General features: G+C 57.6%; 21 protein-coding genes. 12 read left to right on the plus strand and 9 right to left on the minus strand.

What is annotated here, in order from left to right:
* Nucleotides 1–446 precede the first annotated feature (446 nt).
* Nucleotides 447–1409, plus strand: coding sequence for a thioredoxin-disulfide reductase (trxB, locus tag ACZ0A4_RS28860; RefSeq protein WP_108226178.1), 963 nt, complete (start codon nt 447–449; stop codon nt 1407–1409).
* Nucleotides 1410–1590: 181 nt separating this feature from the next.
* Here the strand turns inward: trxB and ACZ0A4_RS28865 are convergent, their stop codons facing one another.
* The 6 genes from ACZ0A4_RS28865 to ACZ0A4_RS28890 form a co-directional block, all read right to left on the minus strand.
* Nucleotides 1591–1929: a HopJ type III effector protein gene (locus tag ACZ0A4_RS28865; RefSeq protein ID WP_463577374.1), complete on the minus strand. Its 339-nt coding sequence runs from the start codon at nt 1927–1929 to the stop codon at nt 1591–1593.
* Nucleotides 1922–2218, minus strand: a complete 297-nt coding sequence (locus ACZ0A4_RS28870; protein ID WP_034154503.1) for a DUF1244 domain-containing protein — start codon at nt 2216–2218, stop codon at nt 1922–1924. Before ACZ0A4_RS28870 ends, ACZ0A4_RS28865 begins: the two co-directional genes overlap by 8 nt.
* Nucleotides 2219–2316: 98 nt before the next feature.
* Complete coding sequence (gene folX / locus ACZ0A4_RS28875; RefSeq protein ID WP_007914273.1) at nt 2317–2688, minus strand: dihydroneopterin triphosphate 2'-epimerase; 372 nt, start codon at nt 2686–2688, stop codon at nt 2317–2319.
* Complete coding sequence (folE, locus tag ACZ0A4_RS28880) at nt 2689–3249, minus strand: GTP cyclohydrolase I FolE (RefSeq protein WP_463577376.1); 561 nt, start codon at nt 3247–3249, stop codon at nt 2689–2691. It abuts the gene before it with no gap.
* A gap of 21 nt (nt 3250–3270) precedes the next feature.
* Nucleotides 3271–3981: a dihydromonapterin reductase gene (gene folM / locus ACZ0A4_RS28885; protein WP_463577378.1), complete on the minus strand. Its 711-nt coding sequence runs from the start codon at nt 3979–3981 to the stop codon at nt 3271–3273.
* A gap of 175 nt (nt 3982–4156) precedes the next feature.
* A complete protein-coding gene (locus ACZ0A4_RS28890; protein WP_463577380.1) occupies nt 4157–4726 on the minus strand; it encodes an antibiotic biosynthesis monooxygenase in 570 nt (189 codons plus the stop codon).
* A 212-nt stretch (nt 4727–4938) separates the two neighbouring features.
* On the opposite strand from ACZ0A4_RS28890, the gene ACZ0A4_RS28895 reads away from it, so the two are divergent.
* A complete protein-coding gene (locus ACZ0A4_RS28895; RefSeq protein ID WP_463577382.1) occupies nt 4939–5898 on the plus strand; it encodes a MerR family transcriptional regulator in 960 nt (319 codons plus the stop codon).
* A gap of 2 nt (nt 5899–5900) precedes the next feature.
* Here ACZ0A4_RS28895 and ACZ0A4_RS28900 read toward each other — a convergent pair whose 3' ends face one another.
* Both ACZ0A4_RS28900 and ACZ0A4_RS28905 read right to left on the minus strand, forming a co-directional pair.
* Nucleotides 5901–6506, minus strand: coding sequence for a hypothetical protein (locus tag ACZ0A4_RS28900; protein WP_322845934.1), 606 nt, complete (start codon nt 6504–6506; stop codon nt 5901–5903).
* A gap of 54 nt (nt 6507–6560) precedes the next feature.
* A complete protein-coding gene (locus tag ACZ0A4_RS28905; RefSeq protein WP_463577383.1) occupies nt 6561–7037 on the minus strand; it encodes a PAS domain-containing protein in 477 nt (158 codons plus the stop codon).
* Between the two features lie 154 nt (nt 7038–7191).
* Between ACZ0A4_RS28905 and ACZ0A4_RS28910 the strand changes: the two genes are divergently transcribed.
* Nucleotides 7192–7647: a flavodoxin gene (locus ACZ0A4_RS28910; RefSeq protein WP_463577385.1), complete on the plus strand. Its 456-nt coding sequence runs from the start codon at nt 7192–7194 to the stop codon at nt 7645–7647.
* Here the strand turns inward: ACZ0A4_RS28910 and ACZ0A4_RS28915 are convergent.
* On the minus strand, nt 7637–8524 hold the full coding sequence (locus tag ACZ0A4_RS28915) for a LysR family transcriptional regulator (RefSeq protein WP_463577386.1): 888 nt from the start codon (nt 8522–8524) through the stop codon (nt 7637–7639). The genes ACZ0A4_RS28910 and ACZ0A4_RS28915 overlap by 11 nt on opposite strands.
* Nucleotides 8525–8620: 96 nt before the next feature.
* On the opposite strand from ACZ0A4_RS28915, the gene ACZ0A4_RS28920 reads away from it, so the two are divergent.
* From ACZ0A4_RS28920 to ACZ0A4_RS28960, 9 genes are all read left to right on the plus strand, one after another.
* Nucleotides 8621–9007, plus strand: coding sequence for a CidA/LrgA family protein (locus ACZ0A4_RS28920; protein WP_463577387.1), 387 nt, complete (start codon nt 8621–8623; stop codon nt 9005–9007).
* The gene (locus tag ACZ0A4_RS28925; RefSeq protein ID WP_463577388.1) at nt 8997–9683 is read left to right on the plus strand and encodes an LrgB family protein; all 687 of its coding nucleotides are present in this window, start codon (nt 8997–8999) and stop codon (nt 9681–9683) included. The genes ACZ0A4_RS28920 and ACZ0A4_RS28925 overlap by 11 nt, the downstream gene beginning before the upstream one ends.
* Nucleotides 9684–9814: 131 nt before the next feature.
* Nucleotides 9815–10597, plus strand: coding sequence for a class II aldolase/adducin family protein (locus ACZ0A4_RS28930; RefSeq protein ID WP_463577390.1), 783 nt, complete (start codon nt 9815–9817; stop codon nt 10595–10597).
* Complete coding sequence (locus tag ACZ0A4_RS28935) at nt 10597–11499, plus strand: alpha/beta fold hydrolase (protein ID WP_463577391.1); 903 nt, start codon at nt 10597–10599, stop codon at nt 11497–11499. The genes ACZ0A4_RS28930 and ACZ0A4_RS28935 overlap by 1 nt, the downstream gene beginning before the upstream one ends.
* A gap of 156 nt (nt 11500–11655) precedes the next feature.
* Nucleotides 11656–12567, plus strand: coding sequence for an SDR family oxidoreductase (locus tag ACZ0A4_RS28940; protein WP_463577393.1), 912 nt, complete (start codon nt 11656–11658; stop codon nt 12565–12567).
* Nucleotides 12568–13098: 531 nt separating this feature from the next.
* The gene (locus tag ACZ0A4_RS28945) at nt 13099–14892 is read left to right on the plus strand and encodes a DUF1302 domain-containing protein (protein ID WP_141127717.1); all 1794 of its coding nucleotides are present in this window, start codon (nt 13099–13101) and stop codon (nt 14890–14892) included.
* 23 nt (nt 14893–14915) lie between these two features.
* Nucleotides 14916–16283, plus strand: coding sequence for a DUF1329 domain-containing protein (locus tag ACZ0A4_RS28950; protein ID WP_463577395.1), 1368 nt, complete (start codon nt 14916–14918; stop codon nt 16281–16283).
* Between the two features lie 139 nt (nt 16284–16422).
* Nucleotides 16423–18969: a LuxR C-terminal-related transcriptional regulator gene (locus ACZ0A4_RS28955; protein WP_463577397.1), complete on the plus strand. Its 2547-nt coding sequence runs from the start codon at nt 16423–16425 to the stop codon at nt 18967–18969.
* A gap of 154 nt (nt 18970–19123) precedes the next feature.
* Nucleotides 19124–22588, plus strand: coding sequence for a dermonecrotic toxin domain-containing protein (locus ACZ0A4_RS28960; protein WP_463577398.1), 3465 nt, complete (start codon nt 19124–19126; stop codon nt 22586–22588).
* Nucleotides 22589–22614 lie beyond the last annotated feature (26 nt).

Raw genomic sequence — 22614 nt, forward strand, 5'->3', positions numbered from 1 at the left:
GGGCGGCCAAAGAGCTGCATGATTCGCTCGTCACGGTTAATGTGAAAATTGGACCTTAAAGAGGGCCCTAGGCAAGGCGTTCCGATGAGGTGCACCCTTCGACATGGGTCTATCGTCTGGCTTTCCACCCGCATTTGCGATAAAAACACAAAAAATGTTACTGATATAAAAATCTTAAAAATCAATAAGATATTGATTGATAACTGTTAGGGTCATTCAGATACAGCGACGTCCATCTCGTCAGTGTGTCGGCATAGAGACCACCTATGAGCTGGATTGTTAAACCGTATTTCCTTAATCTTGCCCCCCTCGATACGCTGCACCCAACTTTTTACAGGACTGTCGAGCTCATACCTTCCCCAAGGTTATCCACAGTCCTTTTTTATTCCCGCCGGCAGTCCGGCGATCCGTGCCCTTTTTTTTGGCTCGGTCAACAGGAGCAGGTCATGTCTGAAGTCCGTCATTCGCGAGTGATTATTCTCGGTTCCGGCCCTGCCGGTTACAGTGCAGCGGTATACGCGGCCCGTGCAAACCTCAAGCCGCTGCTGATCACCGGCATGCAGGCTGGCGGTCAACTGACCACCACCACCGAAGTCGACAACTGGCCGGGCGACGTCCATGGCCTGACCGGTCCTGCACTGATGGAGCGCATGCGCGAGCACGCCGAGCGTTTTGAAACCGAGATCGTGTTCGATCACATCAACGCTGTGGATTTCGCTGCCAAGCCTTACACCCTGACCGGCGACAGCGCGACCTACACTTGCGACGCCCTGATCATCGCCACCGGCGCCAGCGCGCGTTACCTGGGCTTGCCGTCGGAAGAAGCGTTCATGGGCAAAGGCGTTTCGGCCTGCGCGACCTGTGACGGTTTCTTCTATCGCAACAAGCCTGTTGCAGTGGTCGGCGGCGGCAACACCGCTGTTGAAGAAGCACTGTACCTGGCTAACATCGCCAGCACCGTGACCCTGATCCACCGTCGTGAAACCTTCCGGGCCGAGAAGATCCTGATCGACAAGCTCAACGCTCGTGTGGCTGAAGGCAAGATCATCCTCAAGTTGAACGCTACTCTCGACGAAGTATTGGGCGATAACATGGGCGTGACCGGTGCGCGTCTGAAAAACAACGACGGCAGCTTCGACGAAATCACCGTTGACGGCGTGTTCATCGCTATCGGCCACACTCCGAACACCTCGCTGTTCGAAGGCCAACTGACCTTGAAAGACGGTTATCTGGTGGTGCACGGCGGCCGTGAAGGCAATGCGACTGCAACCAGCGTCGAAGGCATCTTCGCCGCCGGTGACGTGGCTGACCACGTTTACCGTCAAGCGATCACCTCGGCCGGTGCAGGCTGCATGGCGGCACTGGACACCGAGCGTTACCTGGACGGCCTGCAGAACGCTTCGTTCTAAATCGCAGACATAAAAAAACCGGCCAATTGGCCGGTTTTTTTGTGCCCGGGAATCACAGCCACGACAGATCAAATGTGGGAGCGAACCTGCTCGCGAAAGCGGAATATCAGTCGACATCAGTGTTGAATGTCGTATTCGCGAGCAGGCTCGCCCCCACAAGAGATTGTGGTTGCGTCTGGGATCAGCGGCGGGTCAGGGGTTGCGCGGTGAATTGGACGCCGGCCAGACCGTGCTGGATCAAAGCACGGATATTGCCGTGATCGCTGCCCTCTGGCGTCGCGACCACCGAGCGGTAATGCTCGCCGAATGCCAGCAGCGCTTCTTCATCGCTCAGACCTTCCAGCAGAGCCAGACCTAGAGTCTTGCACGAGCCTTCGTTCTGCCCGGCGGCGTTTTCCACGCCACCGTTGTTGAAGGCTTGCGGCTGGTAGTCGTAAGCGGCAGCGATGAAGTCCAGTGTGTCGGCGAAAGCGTGGTCGCCGCTCTTGAAGCTGGTGCGCAGGGTGTTCAGATCACTCATGGGTTTTCCCTTTGGCGAACGCCGCTTGCTGTTCGGCGTTGGCTTCTTGCTGAAATTGGGCTTTCCACTCGGCGTACGGCATGCCGTAAACCACTTCGCGGGCGTCATCGAGGCTGACCTCGATCTGGCGCTCGTCGGCTTCGGCCTTGTACCACTTCGACAGGCAGTTGCGGCAGAAGCCGGCGAGGTTCATCAAGTCGATGTTCTGCACGTCCTTGCGGCTGTCCAGATGGGCGACCAGCCGGCGGAAAGCGGCGGCTTCGAGTTCGAGGCGTTGTTGCTCGTTCATGGAGGTCTCTTCGAGACAGCTTCAAGCGGCGAGCTTCAAGCTGCAAGTTTGGATTGTGGGTGGCGGTAGCTTAACGCTTGCAGCTCGAAGCTTGAAGCTCAGCGGCTTGCCGCGAGCGTGATCGATACCGACTCGGCAAACCGCAGCGCATGCGGCTTGTCGACTTCGACTTCGGCGTACAGCACCGAGCCGTTGCTCATCACCAAGTCGAGCAATTCCTGAGTCAGGCGTTCGAGCAAGGCAAAGCGGTTGCCCTCGACGTGGGCGATGATCGCTTTGGTGATCGTGCGGTAATTCAGCGCATGATCAATGTCGTTGTCACGCACCGCTTCCTGCGCGGCGTACAGAATGGTCAGGTTGATCAGTACATCCTGCTTGTTGAGGATCTCGTCCTCGTTGATCCCGATAAAGGTGCGCAAGCGCAGATCCTTGACCCGGATGCGCGCCATTCCCGGCTGAAGTTGTGGCATTTACTTGCTCCGTCCAATCAATTGCAGGAACTCCTGGCGGGTGTTGCTCGACTCACGGAAGGCGCCAAGCATGACCGAGGTGTTCATGGTCGAATTCTGTTTTTCGACACCGCGCATCATCATGCACATGTGTCTGGCCTCGATCACCACGGCGACGCCCGCAGCATCGGTGACCTGTTGCACCGCATCGGCGATTTGCCGGGTGAGGTTTTCCTGAATCTGCAGGCGCCGGGCGAACATGTCCACCAGTCGCGCGATTTTCGACAGGCCCAGTACCTTGCCCGTCGGAATATAAGCCACATGGGCCTTGCCGATGAAGGGCAGCAGGTGATGTTCGCACAACGAGTACAACTCGATGTCGGCGACGATGATCATTTCGTCACTGTCTGAGTCAAACAGCGCGCCGTTAACAATGTCTGCGACGCTTTGTTCGTAACCGTGACACAGGTATTGCATGGCCTTGGCCGCGCGCGCTGGCGTATCGAGCAGTCCTTCGCGGTCGGGATTTTCACCGAGGCCGATGAGGATTTCGCGGTAATTCTCGGGCAGTGAGCGGGCCATGGAAATCCTCGCAGGCAGGCGTTATTTGATGTGCCGTCCGCCGTTGACGGTCAGGGTCGTACCGGTGACATAAGGGTTGTCGAGCAGATAGCGCAGGCTCTGATAGATCACTTCACTGCCGGGTTCGATGCCCAGTGCGGATTTGGCCAGGGCCTTGGCGCGGTACGCCGCGTCGTCGTCGGGATTGAACAATAGCAGGGCCGGCGCGATGCCGTTGACCTTGATTTGCGGCGCATAGCGGGCGGCGAAGGACAGCGTCAGGCTGTCGAGCCCGGCTTTGCTGGCGCAGTAGCCGATGTGCTTGCTGCTGCCTTTGCGGGTGACATCGTCGCTGATATGGATGATGTCGGCGGGGTTCGAGCGTTGCAGCAATTCACCACAGTGCAGGTTGATCAGATACGGCGCGAGCATGTGCAGATTGAACATGCGCGTGAAGGCTTCGGCCTCGCTGTCCGGGGTTTCGGCCAGCCATTCGGACGCGTTGTGCACGATGGCGCGCAGGCTGTCGGTGTGGGTTTTCAGCGTTTCGATGAAGGCGAGAATCCCGGCTTCGCTGGAGAAATCGGCGAACAGGCCGATGGCACCCAGATCGCGCAATGTCTGTACGCCCGGGCGTTCGCTGCGGTAGGTGAAGATGACGCGACAGCCTTCTTCGAGCAACCGCTGTGCGCAATGCAGACCGACACGCTGGCCGGCACCGGTGATAAGGATCGGGGCGGAGGAATCAGGCATGAACGGCTCGCATCGCGGTGGGAGCAAAAACTATAACAGCGACATGGCTTGCCCACCTATTGTCGGCTTTCCCCATTACTGTGGGAGCGAGCCTGCTCGCGAAAGCGGTGTCTCAGTCGACATCAATGTTGAAGGTCAGTCCGTATTCGCGAGCAGGCTCGCTCCCACACAGAGATCATCGATTCTGTGCAGAAGACGTCGCTGGCAACGGGCGCACCGGGGTGCTGTTCAGCCAGTTCGCCAGCAAGCGGGTCGATAATGGAATAAAGAAGTAAACCATCAACGGCGTCAGGCACGCCGTGCTGATCAGTACTCGTGGCAACAAACTCATGTCAGCGAGCAGCGGGCCGAGGATAAAGTTGAACAGCAACGACACCGGAAAGAACGCCAGCCAGATTGCGACAGCCTGCTTCCAGCGCGGTGGACGCTGACCTGCCGCGCCGAACCAGCCTTCGATACCGCTGACCCGATGTTCCTTCGGATGGGCAAACAGGTCGCTGCCACGATCCAGCCACGCCGTGCGCGAAGCGGAATGCTCCCACGCATGCAGCGTCTGTTCATCGACGAAACGGAAAATGATCTGGAACTCGTTATCACCGGGCGGCGGAGCGAGTACGCCAGAGCCGAGATAACCGGGAAAGTCAGTGGCCAGTTGTTCACCTTCGCGCAACCAGGCGATCAAATCCTGATAACGGCCGTCGGCGACGCGACGGGCGACCATCAACGTGACAGGGGAAGTAGACATTTTGTATCTCCGTATTTCGAGTGCGTCACTCCGGGTAGGAATTTCGCATGACGCAGAGCCGGGGTAGAGACCTGCGTTTTTCAACAAGCAAGGATTATTCCGGTTTTTCGTGATTAAACCAGCGACTTTCGTCGCATTTCATCACTTGAATCTGATTGGGGCATAAGCGTTAGAATAGGATCCATTGAACCGACATGGAAGTTGAACGCCATATGCCTGTGATCACGGACGCAAGCCCTTCCTTGCAGGCCTCTGTTGCGCTCGAGCGCGCCGATCTGTTCCCGATCCGTGAGGTCGCACGCCTGACAGGTGTCAACCCTGTCACCCTGCGCGCGTGGGAGCGGCGCTATGGTTTGATTCAGCCGACCCGCACCGAAAGCGGTCATCGGCTCTATTCGATGACCGATATCGAGCGCGTGCGCAGCATCGTCGACTGGATTGATCGTGGTGTTGCCGTGAGCAAAGTCGGCAAGATTCTGGCCAAGACCGAACCGATGAAGGTGCTGGCACACATCATCCCGGATGATCTGGTGCAAGCGGATTACCTGCAATGGCAGGAGCAGGTCCAGCAGGCGGTCAGTGCATTCGACGACCAGCAACTGGATCGCGTCTATGGGCAGATATTCTCTTCTTACGCGTTGCCCGTGGTGTTTCAGGACATCCTCATGCCGTTGTGGCTGCAATTGTTGCAGCGCCAGGAGGCTTTCGGGCAAACCAGCGAGTGGCTGTTCTTCGATGGATTCCTGCGGGCGCGCGTATTGCAGCGGGTTGTCATGCTGCGCGGCGCGCAACCGCGCCGGGTGATCGTCAGTGCGCTGGCCGGGCAGTGTCGGGAGCTGGAATTGCTGGTGGCGGCGTTGTTTCTCAGCGACAGCAATTCCGGTGTTCGGGTGCTGACGACAGGTCAGCCGTTCGATGAATTGACGCTGGTTTGCGAGAAAATCAAACCCCAAGCGCTGGTGCTGTTTTCCAATCACGCGCCCGGCGCCGATTTGCCTCGGCGTTTGAACCGGCTGGCGTTGAGTCTCGATTGTCAGTTGATGCTGGCGGGCGATGCGTCAGATCTGGCGCAGGACAATCTGGCCGGATCCTCTGTTGCATGCCTTGGAAATGAAGGTGGCAACATGCGGCAACGCATGCTGCAGTTTCTCGCCGGAAATCTGGATACCTGAACTCAGGTGTGCAGGGCAGGGTGGGTCAAGCGATGTTGTTGCAGGATGAATTGGCGCAGACGCTCGGTTTCGTCGGTGTCGGTCTGGCTCAGTTCGTAGGCGTAGAAACCGCTTTCGGTTTCCCGTTCGAAATTGCCGCGCAATGAAATCCGCTCGTAACCCGAAGGGCTGAACCACAGCGCGAAATGCTTGGGTGGTTTTGTCTTGTTGCGTACTTCCAGCAGCACACCTTTGTGCGACACCTCGTGCACCCACAACATGCCCGGCTGACCTTTGGCGTTTTCCAGAGCTACCGGCTCTTCAAGCACCAGTCGCCATGGCCGCACCATCGGGCCGTCTTCGTAAATACTCGGCACGCCGAGGCGCAAGTGCAGCGCGTGAAACTCGTCTTCCACAAGATGCAACGGGAAAGTCATCTGCTGATTTTCGAAGTTGGCCTGAATGGTCACTTGCTCGTGAGCGGCCAGGCGCGTGAGCAGATCACGGATCTGCGAACCGCCGTTAACCAGCAGACTCGACGTCGCATCCCGCACGTTCAGTTGCGGGTTGTGCTGCATGGTCTGGATGAAATCCAGCTCATCCTGAGTGAGGAGGGCGTCGCGCTGCATGGCTAACTCGAAAGATATAGTTACAAAGTCATTGGTGATTGTAGTTAATGACAATTAGTTCGCGATTTTGTTTTGACCGTTTGTCGCTTTCAATGCGGCCAGTTCTGCTTCGAGGGTTGCGACCTGTTCTTCAAGCTGGGCCACTCGCTGCTGAGCCTTGACCTGAACGGTGACGTCCTTCTGCACGCCGACGAAATAAGTCTGCCCGTCATCGGCGTTTTTCACCGTTGAAAGCGACAGTTCATTCCAGAACGGCGTGCCGTCCTTGCGATAGTTACGCAGGATTTCCCGGCATGAGCCGCCATTATTCAGTGCATCGCGAATCAGGTTCAGATTTCCCTGATCCCGATCACCGGCCTGCAGAAAACGGCAGTCCTGATAGAGGATTTCCTCGCTGGTGTAACCGGTCAGGCGCTCAAAAGCCGGGTTCACATAAATCAGGATATTGTCCTGCTCACCTTCCTTCTCGGCGACCACGATCCCGTCGTTCGACGCGTTGATCACCATTTGCAGCAAGCTTGCGTTGATCATCTTTGAATCCTTTCAGAGTTGTCAGTGGCACGCATTCTAGAAGAACCGTAGGCGCTGTCTACTGGCCATTAACGCCAATTGAGATCCAGTCGCAGCTTTGCGCTGGAGGCTGTTACTATCGCCGCTCTTTTTTTCCAGTTTCAGGATCAGATTGATGAAAGTCGCCATCCTCTCCGGTTCGGTCTACGGCACCGCCGAAGAAGTCGCCCGTCACGCCCAGAACCTGTTGAAAGCCACTGGCTTTGAAACCTTCTACAACTCGCGCGCCAGCCTCGCCGACATCCAGGCGTTCGGCCCCGAAGCGTTGCTCGCGGTGACCTCGACCACCGGCATGGGCGAATTGCCCGACAACCTGCAACCGCTGTATTCGGCGATTCGCGACCAGTTGCCAGCGGCATTGCTCGGTTTGCCTGGCGCAGTGATTGCCTTGGGCGACGCCAGTTATGGCGACACCTTCTGCGGTGGCGGTGAGCAAATGCGTGAGTTGTTCGGCGAACTGGGCGTGCGCGAAGTGCAGGACATGCTGCGCATCGACGCCAGTGAAAGTGTCACCCCGGAAACCGACGCCGAGCCTTGGCTGGCACAGTTGATCGACGCGCTCAAGGGCTGATCGCCCGCTCGCGCAGCAAGCTCAGCCACGCCTGCGCCGCTTTCGACAGATACGCGCCCCGACGCCAGATGAACGCGATATCCCAACGCAGATAATCTGGCGCGCGCAAGGTCAGGCGCATCACGCCTGGCCGCACCAGACCGCGTGCGACCACGCTGGGCAACAGCACCACGCCTTGCCCGGCGGCCACCAGCGCCGCAAGAAAGTCTGCCTGACCGCTGCGTCCGCCTTCCTTCGGCGTGAAGCCCAATTGCTGGCATGCCTGCAGCAAGCGGTCGTTGAGCACGAAGCTGCGCTGATAAAGAAGGAATGGCGTCTCGGCCAATTCCTCCAGACCAATCTCGCCGCGATCGGCCAGCGGATGATCCACTGGCAGCAGGGCGTCAAGTTGCTCATCGCAAAATGGCTGACAGTCGAATTGCGGATCCTTGGGCAACAGACTGCCGCCCAACTCCAGTTCCCCGCTCAACACTGCCTGCTCGATGTTGCGACTGCCGCCCTCGAGCAATTGCACGCTGATATTCGGATAGCGTCGCCGGTATTCGGCAAACAATCCGGCGAACAGCGCGTCACTGCCGAGCAGTGGCAGGCCGAGGCGCAGTTCACCACGCGCCAGATGACTGAGGTCGTCCAGTTCCGCGAGCAGTTCGTTGCGCAAACGCAGCATGCCCTCGGCCCGTTGCAACACCACGCTGCCGGCAGCGGTCAGGCGTAACTGTGAACCGAGCCGTTCGAGTAATGGCGTGCCGAGGCTCTGCTCCAGTTGCGCGATCTGTTTGCTCACCGCTGATTGGCTGATGTGCAGGGTTTTCGCGGCTTGAGTGAAACCGCCCTGATGCATGACTTCGACGAAACTGCGCAGCTGTTTGAATTCCATTGCCTGATTCCATTTTGGAATGGGTTTGAGTCTAACAATTCGCTTCGGGGATGGCAGGTCACTTCGTAAAATAGGCTTCTGTAAGGAGCCAACCTCATGAACGCCGCCCGCTTCAAACATCTTTCCCGTCTCTTCGTCGAACTCGCCGTGTTACTCGGTCTCTACTTGCTCGGCTGCCAACTCGCCGCATGGCTAGCCTGGCCGATTCCCGGGGGCGTGATTGGCATGGCGCTTTTGCTGCTGGCATTTGCCTTTGGCTGGGTCAAACCGGCGGCGCTGCAATTGGGCGCAGGAGTGCTGATGGCCGAGATGCTGTTGTTCTTTATCCCGGCGCTGATGAGTCTGCTCGACTACGGCGCGCTGTTGCGCAATGACGGCTGGCGCATCCTGCTGGTGATCGCAGCCAGCACCTTGATGGTGATGCTGGTCACCGCGTTCACCGTCGAGCTCGCGGTGCGTATGAGGCGTTCCCATGAAGCTTGAATGGATGCCGATGTTCTGGCTGGCCTTTACCTTGTTGGCATACCTGTTCAGTCGCTGGTTGTATCAGCGCACCGGGCGCTATGTATTGTCGCCGCTGATTCTGGTGCCGGCGTTGCTGCTGGCGCTTGCGGTGCCCCTGCACACCGCTTATGCGGAGTACTCCAGCAACACCCACTGGTTGATGCTGGTGCTCGGCCCAGTCACCGTCGCTTTTGCCGTGCCGATCTGGCAGCAACGTCGCTTATTGATGCGGCACTGGTCGGCACTGCTGCTGGGCATGGTGGCCGGCAGTGCGGCATCGATCGGTACTTCCTTCGGATTGGCCCAAGCGTTGGCGCTCGACAGCTCCGTGACGATGTCACTGGTGCCGCGCTCGATCACCACACCGTTCGCCATGCCGCTGGCACAGAACCTGGGTGGCGTGCCGGAGTTGACGGCAGTCTTTGTAATGTTCACCGGTGTGTTTGGCGCGATGCTCGGCGGCGTGTTGTTGAAGTGGTTGCCGTTGCGCAGTGCCTTGGCCCGCGGTGCGTTGTTCGGGGTTGGCGCGCACGGTGCCGGGGTCAGCCGGGCCCATGAAGTGGGCGGTGAAGAAGGCTCTGTCGCCGGGCTGGTGATGGTGCTCACCGGATTGCTCAATCTGTTTGCCGCGCCTTTGTTGGCGTCGTTGCTTTGACATGGATCCAAGGTGTTTGCGTTGCTGACTCGGTCAGTCATCAAGCTGGCTGCCAATGCAACTACGCGATCCTCTGCGCCTGACTAGACTGCTCGTACGTGCAGAACAATAAGAACGCAGAGGTGCATACAGTGAACGTAGCCCCCGTCCAATCGTCCCTTAATGTCAAAGACCAGGTCAGTACTGCGGAATGGCAGACCCGAGTCGATCTCGCCGCTTGTTATCGTCTGGTCGCGCTGCATGGCTGGGACGATCTGATCTTCACCCATATTTCCGCCAAAGTGCCGGGCACCGAAGACTTCCTGATCAACCCGTTCGGTCTCATGTTCCATGAGATCACCGCGTCGAGCCTGGTGAAAGTCGATCAGGCCGGCAACAAACTCATGGACAGCCCATACGAAATCAATCCCGCCGGTTACACCATCCACAGCGCCGTGCACGAAGTGCGGCACGATGTGGTTTGTGTGCTGCATACGCACACCGCGACCGGTGTCGCGGTGTCGGCGCAAAAGCAAGGTGTGTTGCCGATCAGTCAGCAGTCGCTGTTCGTTCTCTCGAGTCTGGCTTATCACGCCTATGAAGGGGTGGCGCTGAACCACGAAGAAAAGGCGCGCTTGCAGACCGATCTGGGCGAAAACAATTTCCTGATGCTGCACAACCACGGCCTGCTGACCTGTGGCGGCACCATCGCCGACACCTTTCTGATGATGTTCACCTTCCAGCGCGCGTGCGACATTCAGGTCATGGCGCAAACCGGCGGGGCTGAACTGATCGCCATCGAACCGCAAATTCTGGCAGGCGCCAAAGCGATGATCGCCGGCGTCACCAAAAGTGCTCAAGGCATGGGTGGCGCGCTGGCCTGGCCGGCGCTGCTGCGCAAACTCGATAAACAAGACCCCGGATATAAACTCTAATGCCTCTTGCCGAGATTCCTCTGTGTGTCTGGCGCAAACGCAGCCAGACGTTTGTCTTTCGTGGTCAGCCGATTCGCTACTGGACGGCGGGGCAGGGTGAGCCGCTGCTGCTGATCCACGGCTTCCCGACCGCCAGTTGGGACTGGCATTACCTGTGGCAGCCGCTGGCCCAGCGTTATCGGGTGATCGCCTGCGACATGCTCGGCTTTGGCGACTCGGCCAAGCCGCTCAATCACAGCTACAGCCTGCTTGAGCAAGCGGATTTGCAACAGGCCTTGCTCGCACATCTGCAGGTCGAGCAACCGGTGCATGTGCTGGCGCACGACTACGGTGACAGCGTCGCTCAGGAATTACTGGCGCGGCACTACGAAAACCAGATCGACGTGGCCAGCTGCGTATTCCTCAACGGTGGTCTGTTTCCGGAAACCCATCGCCCGGTACTGATGCAAAAATTGCTGCTCAGCCCGCTGGGCTGGATGATCGGTCGTGCGTTTACCCGCGACGGACTGGTGAAGAGTTTCCGCCAGATCTTCGGCCCGCAAACCCGCCCGAGCGAAAGTGAACTGGATGATTTCTGGAGTCTGGTCGAAAGCAATCGCGGCCCGCGAATCATGCACAAGTTGATCGGTTACATTCCGGAGCGCCGCGTGCAACGTGATCGTTGGGTGGCCGCCATGCAGCGTGGCGAAGTGCCGTTGCGCGTGATTGATGGCGAAGTCGATCCGATTTCCGGTGCGCACATGGTCGAGCGTTATCGCGAGCTGATCCCTGACGCCGACACGGTCCTGTTACCGGGTATCGGCCACTATCCACAGACCGAGGCGCCGGTGCAGGTGCTCAAGCACTACCTGGCGTTTCGTGAACGTTTTGTGCTGCCGCCACGCAAAGTGGCCTGCTCCTGACCAATCAAAAGATCGCAGCCTGCGATCTTTTGGTTTTTTTGCGCCTCATCATCCCCCAGCCTTATCGCGCACCATTCAGCCTCAGCCGTATTCATTGTGACCAAAAGCCGCGTGGCTGACACTCGGGGTCAATACTGGCCTGCTGGAGTTGCTGCGATGAATGAGTCTGTGCGTTTCGAAGATAAAGTTGTCATCGTCACCGGAGCCGGTGGCGGCCTCGGACGCGCCCACGCATTGTTGTTTGCCAAACAGGGCGCCAAGGTGTTGGTCAACGACCTCGGCGGCTCGACCCAGGGCGAGGGTGCCAATGCTTCCGCCGCCGATCATGTCGTTGCGGAAATTCGTGAGGCCGGCGGCATCGCCGAAGCCAACCACGACTCGGTCACCGACGGCGACAAACTCGTACAAAACGCCCTCGACGTCTTCGGTCGCGTCGATGTGGTGGTCAACAACGCCGGCATCCTGCGCGACAAGACATTCCACAAAATGGACGACGCCGACTGGGACCTGGTTTACCGCGTCCACGTCGAAGGCGCCTACAAAGTCACCCGCGCCGCCTGGCCGCACCTGCGCGAGCAAAACTACGGCCGGGTGATCTTCACCGCCTCGACCTCGGGCATTTACGGCAACTTCGGTCAGTCCAACTACGGCATGGCCAAACTGGGCCTTTACGGTTTGACCCGCACACTGGCCATCGAAGGTCGCAAGAACAACATCCTCGTCAACGCGATCGCGCCTACCGGCGGCACCCGCATGACCGAAGGCTTGATCCCGCCGCAAGTATTCGAGCAATTGAAACCAGAACTGGTCAGCCCGCTGGTGGTGTATCTGGCCAGTGAACAATGCCAGGAAACGTCAGGGCTGTTCGAAGTCGGTGGCGGCTGGATGGGCAAGGTGCGTTGGGAGCGCAGCCTCGGTGCCGGGTTTGATCCGCGGGTGGGCTTCTCGCCGGAAGATGTCGCGGCGCACTGGCAGCAGATTTGTGATTTCGAAGGGGCGGCGCATCCGAAGGACAATATTGAGGCGTTGAAAGAGATGATGGCGAATTTGCAGAAGTATTCGCTCTGACAATCAGGCATTAGTCGACAGGGCTTTCTTGAGTCCTGTCATCCCTCGCTGAAAATCCCTCTCGTTGCACAAAATTCATCGCCCATAAAAAAGGCCGCTGCAAACGCAGCGGCCAAGGTAAGACGTTGGATCAAGGAGCTACAAATCAACGTCAGTGAACACCGGGCGATAAACCGAACCTTCGATTTATCTGAAATCTGTTGCCAATCGCTTGAGTGACTCAGCGTAGCTGGCTTCGGGCTTTACGGCGTGTCCCGTGAAAGCGCGTTCAGAATAAGGTCTTGAGCGTGTAGGAAAAATACCGATTCCGGACATGCACTGTTGCGGGGCATGCAACAGTCCCGTGATCCGAAGCGCTCCATGCGCTGCACTGATGATCCTCCATCCAGCCGATCCATGACCGGCGCAAAGCCCCGCCGCGCAAGGCCATTCATCCTTTCGAGCGACAACGCGAATACCTCCTTGGTGCGCTTATCGACGCGGTTGCCCGGCAGTAGGGTGGGGCCTTCTGTCACTCACCGGGGAAGACGCATGACAAAAACAACAATGCGCGCCATCTTCACACCGCAGGCGCTGGCAGCCGCGGTGGCTCTGGGTTGCTGCGCCCAGGCGCAAGCGGTTGCGTTCAACATTGGCGAAATCGAGGGCACGTTCGACTCGTCGCTGTCGATCGGTGCGAGTTGGGGCATGCGCGATGCCGACAAGTCGCTGGTCGGCACGGTCAATGGTGGTACCGGGCAATCTTCGACTGGTGATGACGGACGTTTGAATTTCAAGAAGGGCGAGACCTTCTCGAAAATCTTCAAAGGCATTCACGACCTCGAACTCAAGTACGGCGACACCGGTGTCTTCGTGCGCGGCAAGTACTGGTATGACTTCGAGCTGAAGGATGAAGACCGCGAGTTCAAACCGATCAGCGACAGCGGCCGCAAGGAAGGCGCGAAGTCTTCCGGCGCACAAATTCTTGATGCATTCGTCTATCACAACTATTCCATCGCCGACCTGCCGGGCACCGTGCGCGCGGGCAAGCAGGTAGTGAGCTGGGGCGAAAGCACCTTCATCGGCAACTCGATCAATAGCATCAACCCGATCGACGTTTCAGCGTTTCGCCGTCCTGGTGCGGAGATCAAGGAAGGCCTGATTCCGGTCAACATGCTGTTTGGTTCGCAAGGCCTGACCGATCAACTGACCGTTGAAGGCTTCTATCAACTGGAATGGGACCAGACTGTTCTCGACAACTGCGGCACCTTCTTCGGTGTCGATGTGGCGGCGGACGGGTGCAACAACGGCTACACCGTCGGCAACCCGGCGATCGCACCGTTTGTTCCTCTGACCCAGGCCTTTGGACAAGGCATTCAGGTGACTCGCGAAGGCGTGGTGATTCCTCGTGGCGGTGACCGTGATGCACGGGATTCCGGTCAATGGGGTACGGCGTTGCGCTGGCTCGGTGACGACACTGAATACGGTCTCTACTTCATGAACTACCACAGCCGTACGCCGACGGTAGGCACCACCACGGCCGGTCTTTCGACGTTGGCGGCATTGCCGGGTATGGTCGGGATCGCCAATGGCCTGGCCCCCGGCAGCGGCTCCGGTCTGGCGCAGAGCGTCATGCTCGGACGTGGTGGGTATTACCTTGAATACCCGGAAGACATTCGTCTCTACGGCGCAAGTTTTTCCACCACATTGCCTACCGGCACGGCATGGACTGGCGAGATCAGCTACCGCCCGAACGCTCCGGTGCAGGTCAACACCAACGACCTGACACTGGCGCTGCTCAACCCGATTGCCGGTGGCACGGCGTCGCCACTTTCGACCTCACCGGGAGCGGACAACAAAGGCTATCGGCGCAAGGAAGTCACGCAGATCCAGAGCACGCTCACGCACTTTTTCGATCAGGTCTGGGGCGCTCAGCGTTTGACCCTGGTCGGTGAAGCGGCGGTGGTGCGGGTCGGCGGTCTGGAGTCGCGCGACAAGCTGCGTTATGGCCGCGACTCGGTGTATGGCCAATACGGTTTCGGCGGTGACACTGATGGTTTCGTCACCTCGACCTCGTGGGGCTATCGCGCCCGGGCAATCCTCGATTACGCCAACGTGATCGGCGGGATCAACCTCAAACCCAACCTGTCGTGGTCGCATGACGTCGCCGGTTACGGCCCCAACGGCCTGTTCAACGAAGGCGCGAAAGCGATCAGCGTCGGCGTCGATGCCGACTACCGCAACACCTACACCGCGAGCCTCAGTTACACCGACTTTTTCGGTGGTGATTACAACGTCCTCGAAGACCGTGACTTCGTGGCGCTGAGCTTCGGCGTGAACTTCTGATCTGCCCGAGAAGGATGACTGCAATGCGCAAAATGATTCTGCAATGTGGCGTGCTGGCCCTGAGTCTGCTGGCCGCCAACGTGATGGCGGCGGTGTCGCCAGACGAGGCCAACAAACTCGGCACCAGCCTGACGCCATTGGGTGCCGAGAAGGCTGGCAACGCTGACGGTTCGATTCCGGCATGGACCGGCGGCATCCCGAAAAATGCTGCAGCGGTGGACAGCAAAGGCTTTCTCGCTGACCCGTTCGCCAATGAAAAACCGCTGTTCACTATCACCGCAGCCAACGTCGACAAGTACAAGGACAAGCTCTCCGACGGCCAGGTGGCGATGTTCAAGCGCTACCCGGAGACCTACAAGATCCCGGTCTATCCGACCCACCGCACCGTCGCCGCACCGGCGGAAATCTACGAGTCGGCCAAGCGCAGCGCGCTCAACGTGACCACCATCAACGACGGTAACGGCCTGGCCAATTTCACCGGTAACCGTTACTACGCTTTCCCGATTCCGAAAAACGGCGTCGAGGTGCTGTGGAACCACATCACCCGATATCACGGCGGTAACGTCAGACGCATCATCACTCAGGTCACTCCGCAAACCAACGGCAGCTACACGCCGATCCGCTTCGAAGAAGAGATCGCCGTGCCGCAACTGATCAAGGATATCGACCCGGAAAAAGCCGCCAACGTGCTGACCTTCTTCAAGCAGTCGGTGACTGCGCCAGCGCGTCTGGCCGGTAACGTATTGCTGGTACACGAGACCCTCGATCAGGTGAAGGAACCGCGTCTGGCGTGGATCTACAATGCCGGCCAGCGCCGCGTGCGTCGTGCGCCGCAAGTCGCCTATGACGGTCCGGGCACCGCCGCCGATGGCCTGCGTACCTCGGATAACTTCGACATGTTCTCCGGCGCACCGGATCGCTACGACTGGAAACTGGTCGGCAAGAAGGAAATGTACATCCCGTACAACAGCTACAAACTCGATTCGCCGAAGCTCAAGTACGACGACATCGTCAAGGCCGGGCACATCAATCAGGACCTGACGCGCTATGAGTTACACCGGGTCTGGGAAGTGATCGGCACCGTCAAACCGAATGAGCGGCATATCTATGCCAAACGCCACATGTATATCGACGAGGACAGTTGGCAGGTTGCACTGGCCGACCACTACGACGGTCGCGGTCAACTCTGGCGCGTAGCCGAAGGCCACTCTGAATATCACTACGAGCATCAGGCACAGGCTTACACACTCGAAGCGCTCTACGACATCATTGCCGGCCGTTACATTGCCTTGGGGATGAAGAACGAAGAGAAGCACAGTTACGAATTCGGCTTTGAAGCCAAGGCTGCCGACTACACACCAGCGGCCTTGCGTGCAGAGGGTGTGCGGTAACGGTTCTGATACATCAGTTGCACAAGAGGCGACCGCTCGGTCGCCTTTTTTATGGGCGCCAATCAGCGCGCTGAATACTCGTCAACAAGCGCACGGGAGAGGGCTAGGGTGACTGCACAACGATAAAAAGGCTCACCCGATGACTGCCATGACACCCTGCCTGGATCGCCCCGGATTCTTGCCCAGACTTTCCTCACACCATCAGCTTCGCAGTCGCTTGAGTGCGCCTCTTCTGGCTACGAACGCGCGGGTCAGGCTGTTGTGCGCACCCGCTGGCAGTGGCAAAACCGCACTGCTCAGCGAATGTTTTCTGCAGGTGCGTGCAGACTGCGAGCCGATTTGGCTGCCGCTCGCGGGAGCAGCGCTCAACTGCGAGGAATTTTGCCTGCGTCTGACCCGAGCGCTCGGGCTGGTCGAAGACCTTGATGTTACGCAACTGATGGCGGAGCTGGCACGTTGGTCCAGGACGACTTCGCTGTTTATCGACGATTACAGTCGCCTGCCGGATCCGGCTCTGGATGCTTTACTGGATCGTTTGTTGGCGGTCAGCAGCCCGGCGCTCACCTGGTGGATCAGCACTCGTCGCCGGCCGCAGTGCAACTGGCCGCGCCTGTTGCTCGATGACGAACTCTACGAATCCGAGCGCGCCAGCCTGGCACTGACCCACGATGAGGTTGTACCGGTGTTGCGTCATTTGCCGCCAGACCAGGCGGACCACGTCGCCGCCCGTATCATCCAGCGCACCGGCGGCTGGTGCGCGGGTGCGCGCATGGCGCTCCTGCAAAAATGCGACTGGTCGCAAAACCTGCAGCCGCAACAGCGTGTCGATACCCTGCTCGATTATCTGCAGCACGAACTCTTCAGCAACCTGACGCCAGAGCAGGATGAGGCATGGCGTGTTCTGGCTCACCTGCCACGGTTCAACGCGCCATTATGCGAGCATTTGTTCGGTCCCGGCGAAGGCGCACAGCTGTTGCATGATCTGCAAGTGCTGGGCTGCTTTATCGAGCCTTGGCAGGAGTCCGCCGATTGGCTGCAGGTCTTTCGCCCGCTGTCGCGAATCATGCAGGAGTCGCATTGGCCGTGTGCGCGTTCGTGGCACCGGCGCGCCTGTCAGTGGTTCACTGCGGTGCAGGATTGGCGAGCTGCGTTCGAGCAAGCGTTGTTGGCCGAAGAGTACGAAACGGCCGTAAGCCTGTTGCAGCATTTGAGCTTCGAGGATTTGCTGGAAGACCAGACGGTCGTCCTGCTGTTGCGCTTGCATGAGCAGCAAAGCCGCGAGCTGACCTTGCTGACACCGCAATTGATCGGGCTCGTCACGGGGGCATTACTGTTTGCCGGCCGATTCGAACAGGCCGCGCAATGCATGGCCCATCTCGTCCGCTTCATGCCGCAGCCGACGAGGCATCTGGAGCAGCAACTGCTGGCACGTTGGCAGGCGCAACAAGGGTGGCTCTGCCACCTGCAAGGGCAAATGGAGCCGGCGCGTGCCTGTTTTCAGGAGGCATTGTCAGCGCTGACCGACGATGCCTGGCAGGCCCGTCTAATGTGTCTGTCGGGACTGACGCAGCAGGCGTTACTGTGCGGTGAACTTGATCAGGCCCATGCCCTCAACCGCGAGGCGCTGTGCCTGGCGCGCGCGCATGGCTCCTTGTTGTTCGAAGGTTTGCTCGAGCTTGATCATGCACAATGGCTCGAGCAGCGAGGAGCGCCCGTGCGTGCCGAAAGTCTGCTGGTGGACATAGAGCATTTGCTGCGCCAGCGCACTCTGGTGCCCACGCCGCTGCTGGGTCGAATTGCCCTGCGACGAGGACGGCTGGCGCTGTGCATGGGGCTTGAAGAGCAGGCTGCGGATCTGTTCAGCCGAGGCCTTGAAGATTGCTTGCGCAGTGCAGACAAGCGGGTGTTGTATGGCTACCTCGGGCAGGCTCAACTGGCCGGCAATCGAGGCGATTATGCCTGCGCTTTCGAGCGCCTGCGCGAGGCCGAAAGGGTCATGCAGCAGCGGCAGATTCCCGACACGGTCTATCGCGGTGTCGTGCTTCAGGTCAGCAGCCAGTTCTGGTTGCAGCAGGGGCGACCGCAATTGGTGCAAGAGGCCTTGGGTCGGCTGTTACGGCACTACCGCGGACCCTCTGCACTCCAGGCGCCGCCCGCGACATTTGAGCTGATTATCCGCATTGAATACTTGCTGGCCTGCGCGCATACGCAGTTGAATCCGGATGAAAACTGTCTGCCAACCATTAAACGATTGCTGAATCAGGCCCAGGCCAGAGGCATGTTGACGGCGGTAACGGAGTTGCTGCTGGTCTTCGCCCAGTTGGCCGAATCGAACGGTGACACTGAAGCGGCGCAGCATGCTTTCCAGCGTGCCGTAATGCTGGTGGAACGCTGCCAATTGCAGCACGCCATGCGGGAGTGGGAGTTACGCCGAGGCACAGTGTCTGACAAGCAGTTTCCTGCCTGGCAATGCGACAACCGTGATCTTGTTCCGGTCCTCAGTCGACGTGAGCGCGAAGTGCTGATGTTGATTGCTCAAGGTGCTTCGAATCAGCAAGTTGCCGAACAACTTTTTATTTCGTTGCATACAGTAAAAACCCATGCGAGACGGATTAATGGAAAGTTGGAGGTGGAGCGCAGGACTCAGGCTGTGGCGAAAGCAAAGTTGATGGGGATATTGGTTTGATGTTGCGGTTTTTTTTGTGGGGTGCAAATGTTTTAGTTGTTTGCTGGCACGTTTTGTAAATTGTTCTGGCTTCATGTTGATTGGAAAAGAAACTACCTTGCGGCTATCTACAGGGCTGTGCTCGCAGCTCTGGATAATCAAGTAAGGAAGTGTCATGGTTAAGTTGTTTAAAAGTCTTATGCGCGGTTCGAAGGGTGAGCAAGTGTCTTGGGCTGAAGAGTGGAACAAGGCAAACCAGGCAAAAGCAGACCTGTTCAAGATCATCGACGCGATGCCGAGCGTGCTGGATATTCTTCGCAACCTGCTTGAAAGTGAATTGAAACGTTTGGGTAAAACAGTCGATATCGACAAGGTCTATGTCAATACGGATCCTGCTTTTCCTGCAAATGAAAATCGACCTTCGGGCAGTCTTTGGGACGTCACTGTGCATTGTCTGAATAACAACGTCAGCCCCGCTTACATAGTGGGCGGTGATGGTGTGTTTTTTCTGCCTGACACGTTCAGTGAGCAATTCAAAGTCAATGTTCTAAATACGCTTGTTGTCGAAGATCTGATCGCTGCTGTAGCTGTCGGCCTGGAAAAAACGTTGCGAACCGAGATCACAAAGTTCTGGACGGCACCCGCGAAAAACATTCGCCCGGACACTACACCGCTGTCGAACAAGCAGACTTTCATCGAAGCGTACGCCGTGGTCACGAGCGCAGAGCTGTCCCTTTCGGTCATGGCCAACAATTTTGATGCCTGGTTGGGGGAGCGATTTGCCCATCTGCTCGACGCAGACGCCGGTCGCGCAGTGTTTGAAGTGAAGTTGCAACCGGCGCAGGATTACCTTCTGTCGCTCCAGCCCTGTTTCGTTCTGGACAATGCCGAGCGTCCGGAGGCAGAAATGCCGCTGGTCAACGAGTCGACTTCCTATCTTATGCACACGCCGGAAAACGGCTTCGAGTTCTTTGAAAAAAATACCGAACTGCACAGCAAACTACAGCAGCGGCTGTCTTTGGGTAGCCACCAGATCCGCTACCTGAAAGCCACACAAAGTCCTTACGCCTTCTGCGTAGAGGCTCATCTCAAAGGCCAGCTTGAAAGCGTGTCGGCCTTGCTTGGTGCCCGGGAACAACTGGAAAATCCGCTCACCTTCGCGCTGCAGGAAAATCAAGGCTTGCACGTGCTGCGCTACGGTATCAACACCCGCTTCTATCTGCTTTGGGCTGCATTGAAACGCACCGACTGGCCGCTTTGGCTGCATGCCGCCGGTAGCGATATTCAACAGCGATACAAAGAGCTTGAAGAATCCAAAGATGACTACCAGGCTGCTTATTCAACTGTCTTCGATGGGTACTTTTCGTTTAAGGAGTATGTGGTGCGTACGTTCGCCGAATGGGCGGACAGGACGCTCGGGGAACACCTTGATCCAGAATCGATAAGTGTCCACAGCTCGTACACTCTGCAAATTGCCGGGCGTACTGTCGAACAGGAAGACACCCGGACGCTGACGGAATTTATCGTTTTCGGACTGCATGACAATGGTTATAAAGCCGCGCTGACTATCATCGGCGTTCCCGACGGAAGTCGGCTGACGACGGTGGCGCTTGAGCAGTGGCTGGAAAATCGTAACCTGCGACTGGCATTTACCGGTAGCCTTGCATCCTCGCCCTCGATTGATTACCAGGAGGCTTACCGCAACTACCTCTTCAGCCAGATGGAGTTTGCAGTTTTTGTTGCTCGCCACTCAGGAAAGCTGGACTCCACCGATGCGAATATCATCGCGCGAGCCATGGCCAATGATCCTGCGGTGACTATCCAGGGATTGAAAATCAGTTATCAAGTACCCGCGTTGAAAGATGTTCTGGTTATTTCGGCCAGAGAATATGTACCGTCGCTGATGTTGGTCAAAACGCCTGTCGGGGAATTTGAACTGATAAAGTTTTCCGACATTTACGCGGCGCAACGCTGGCTGGAGACGGCATTCTCATCAGATCGTGAATACGCTGCACGGATGATCCATCCAGATTACCTTTACGAAGCAGGCGAGCTGCTCGGCAGAGATCGCACAGAGCTGAGCTACCGCTACGAACTCGATACCCGGCCAGTCAATCTTGGCCTGGATCCCACGGCACCGTTGGCGGACTATGTAAATACTGCTTACCGAGCCGAAGTTGCCCTGCACAAGGCGATTGCTCCGGTAGGTTATCGGGCGCTTGGTGTCGAAGGCCGCAAGCGCTACTCGCGTCTGACAACCGAACTCAAGGCATTGTCTACGGTTGATGAACGGGACAATGGTTTTCCGACATTCGAGCAGTTCACTTATGACGCGGTGAAAGCTCAGATAGAAGACATTTTGCGTCAGCGTGGCAGCAACGTTTCGGTCAATCCCGACCATATCATTGTGCAAACCGAAGATTTTCGTAAAAGCGTTACCGATGTTTTGCTCGAGGAACTCGCCTTTGAAGCGGTGCATCCGGCTTACGAAACCAAATTCAGCCCAAAATACTATTTAGTGAATGGTCATCCCGGCGTTGAAAAACTGGATATCCGAGACCTGTCCTCGCTGTCGAAAACTTTCCGTCCCGGCGACAGATATACCGCGATGCTGAAAGCGCAATATCAGGACAAGGCTCATCCTGATTACGCCTTCAAGCGCGCAGTACACGCCCAAAGAATTCGCTGTGAAATGTACTGCAGTGCTTTTGCCGACTTTATCAATGGCAGACTGTCAATAGAGTCTTTCTCTGCTATCCAGCGGACTATCGATAATCTGAAAGAAAGTGGCGGCTATCAGTCAATTGTGAATAGCGTCGCCGAAGGTGACGTCGGTCTGTATAAATTCAATATCGGTGAGCTGGGTTTGACGGCTGCCTCGGATCGCACCGTTGGCGGGGTTTATATTTTCCGATTGAAGATGTCTTCAGGGTTCGCCGATGTGCTCTATACGCCTGACGCGCCCGACCTGGTCAGCTTCCGGCCAATCGCTGATTTCATTCCTGCTATTCGTTTTCAATATGGCCCGTTCAGGAACTACTACAGCGAGCGGATACTGCTGGTCGACCAAAAGGTGGTAAACGACTATTTCGACAATCTGGTCGCAACCGTCGGTAGCAGACCGGTCATTCGCACGCAGCAGCGCTCGTTACTGCCTGATCTGTTCACTTTCCATGACGAGCGAGTGCGCCGTGTATTGAGTGATATCGACGAACGCACCACCAGTCTCAATGAAATCATCACCGGTATTGTTTACGAAAACCTGTTGAAGGCCGCGAACATCGTGAGCCTGCTGGTGCCTCCCGTGGGCACTGTCGTGGTGGCTGTGCAGATGATGAAAAGCATCTACGACGCTTCGCAGTCGCACCGACGGGGTGATTATTCCGCTGCGCTGGGACATATACGGGATGTATTGAGCGAACTGCTGACATTGGGTCAGGCTGCGGCGGCGGGCGCATCGGTTAAAGAGCTTACTCGCGCGCAACGCTCGTTCCTCAGTTTGTTTGAAGACGCTCGGACAGTCGCGGAACTCGTTACGTATTACACCGGCCATGAAGACCCCACAGATGAACTGATTGGTTTCTTCAAGTCACTGATGAAAGATGCTGACTCCGCATTGAGCAAGACCACGGTTCGTTGAGCCGTTTCGAGCGCTCTTAGTCCGCG

The organism is Pseudomonas sp. AC172 (genome assembly GCF_979258595.1).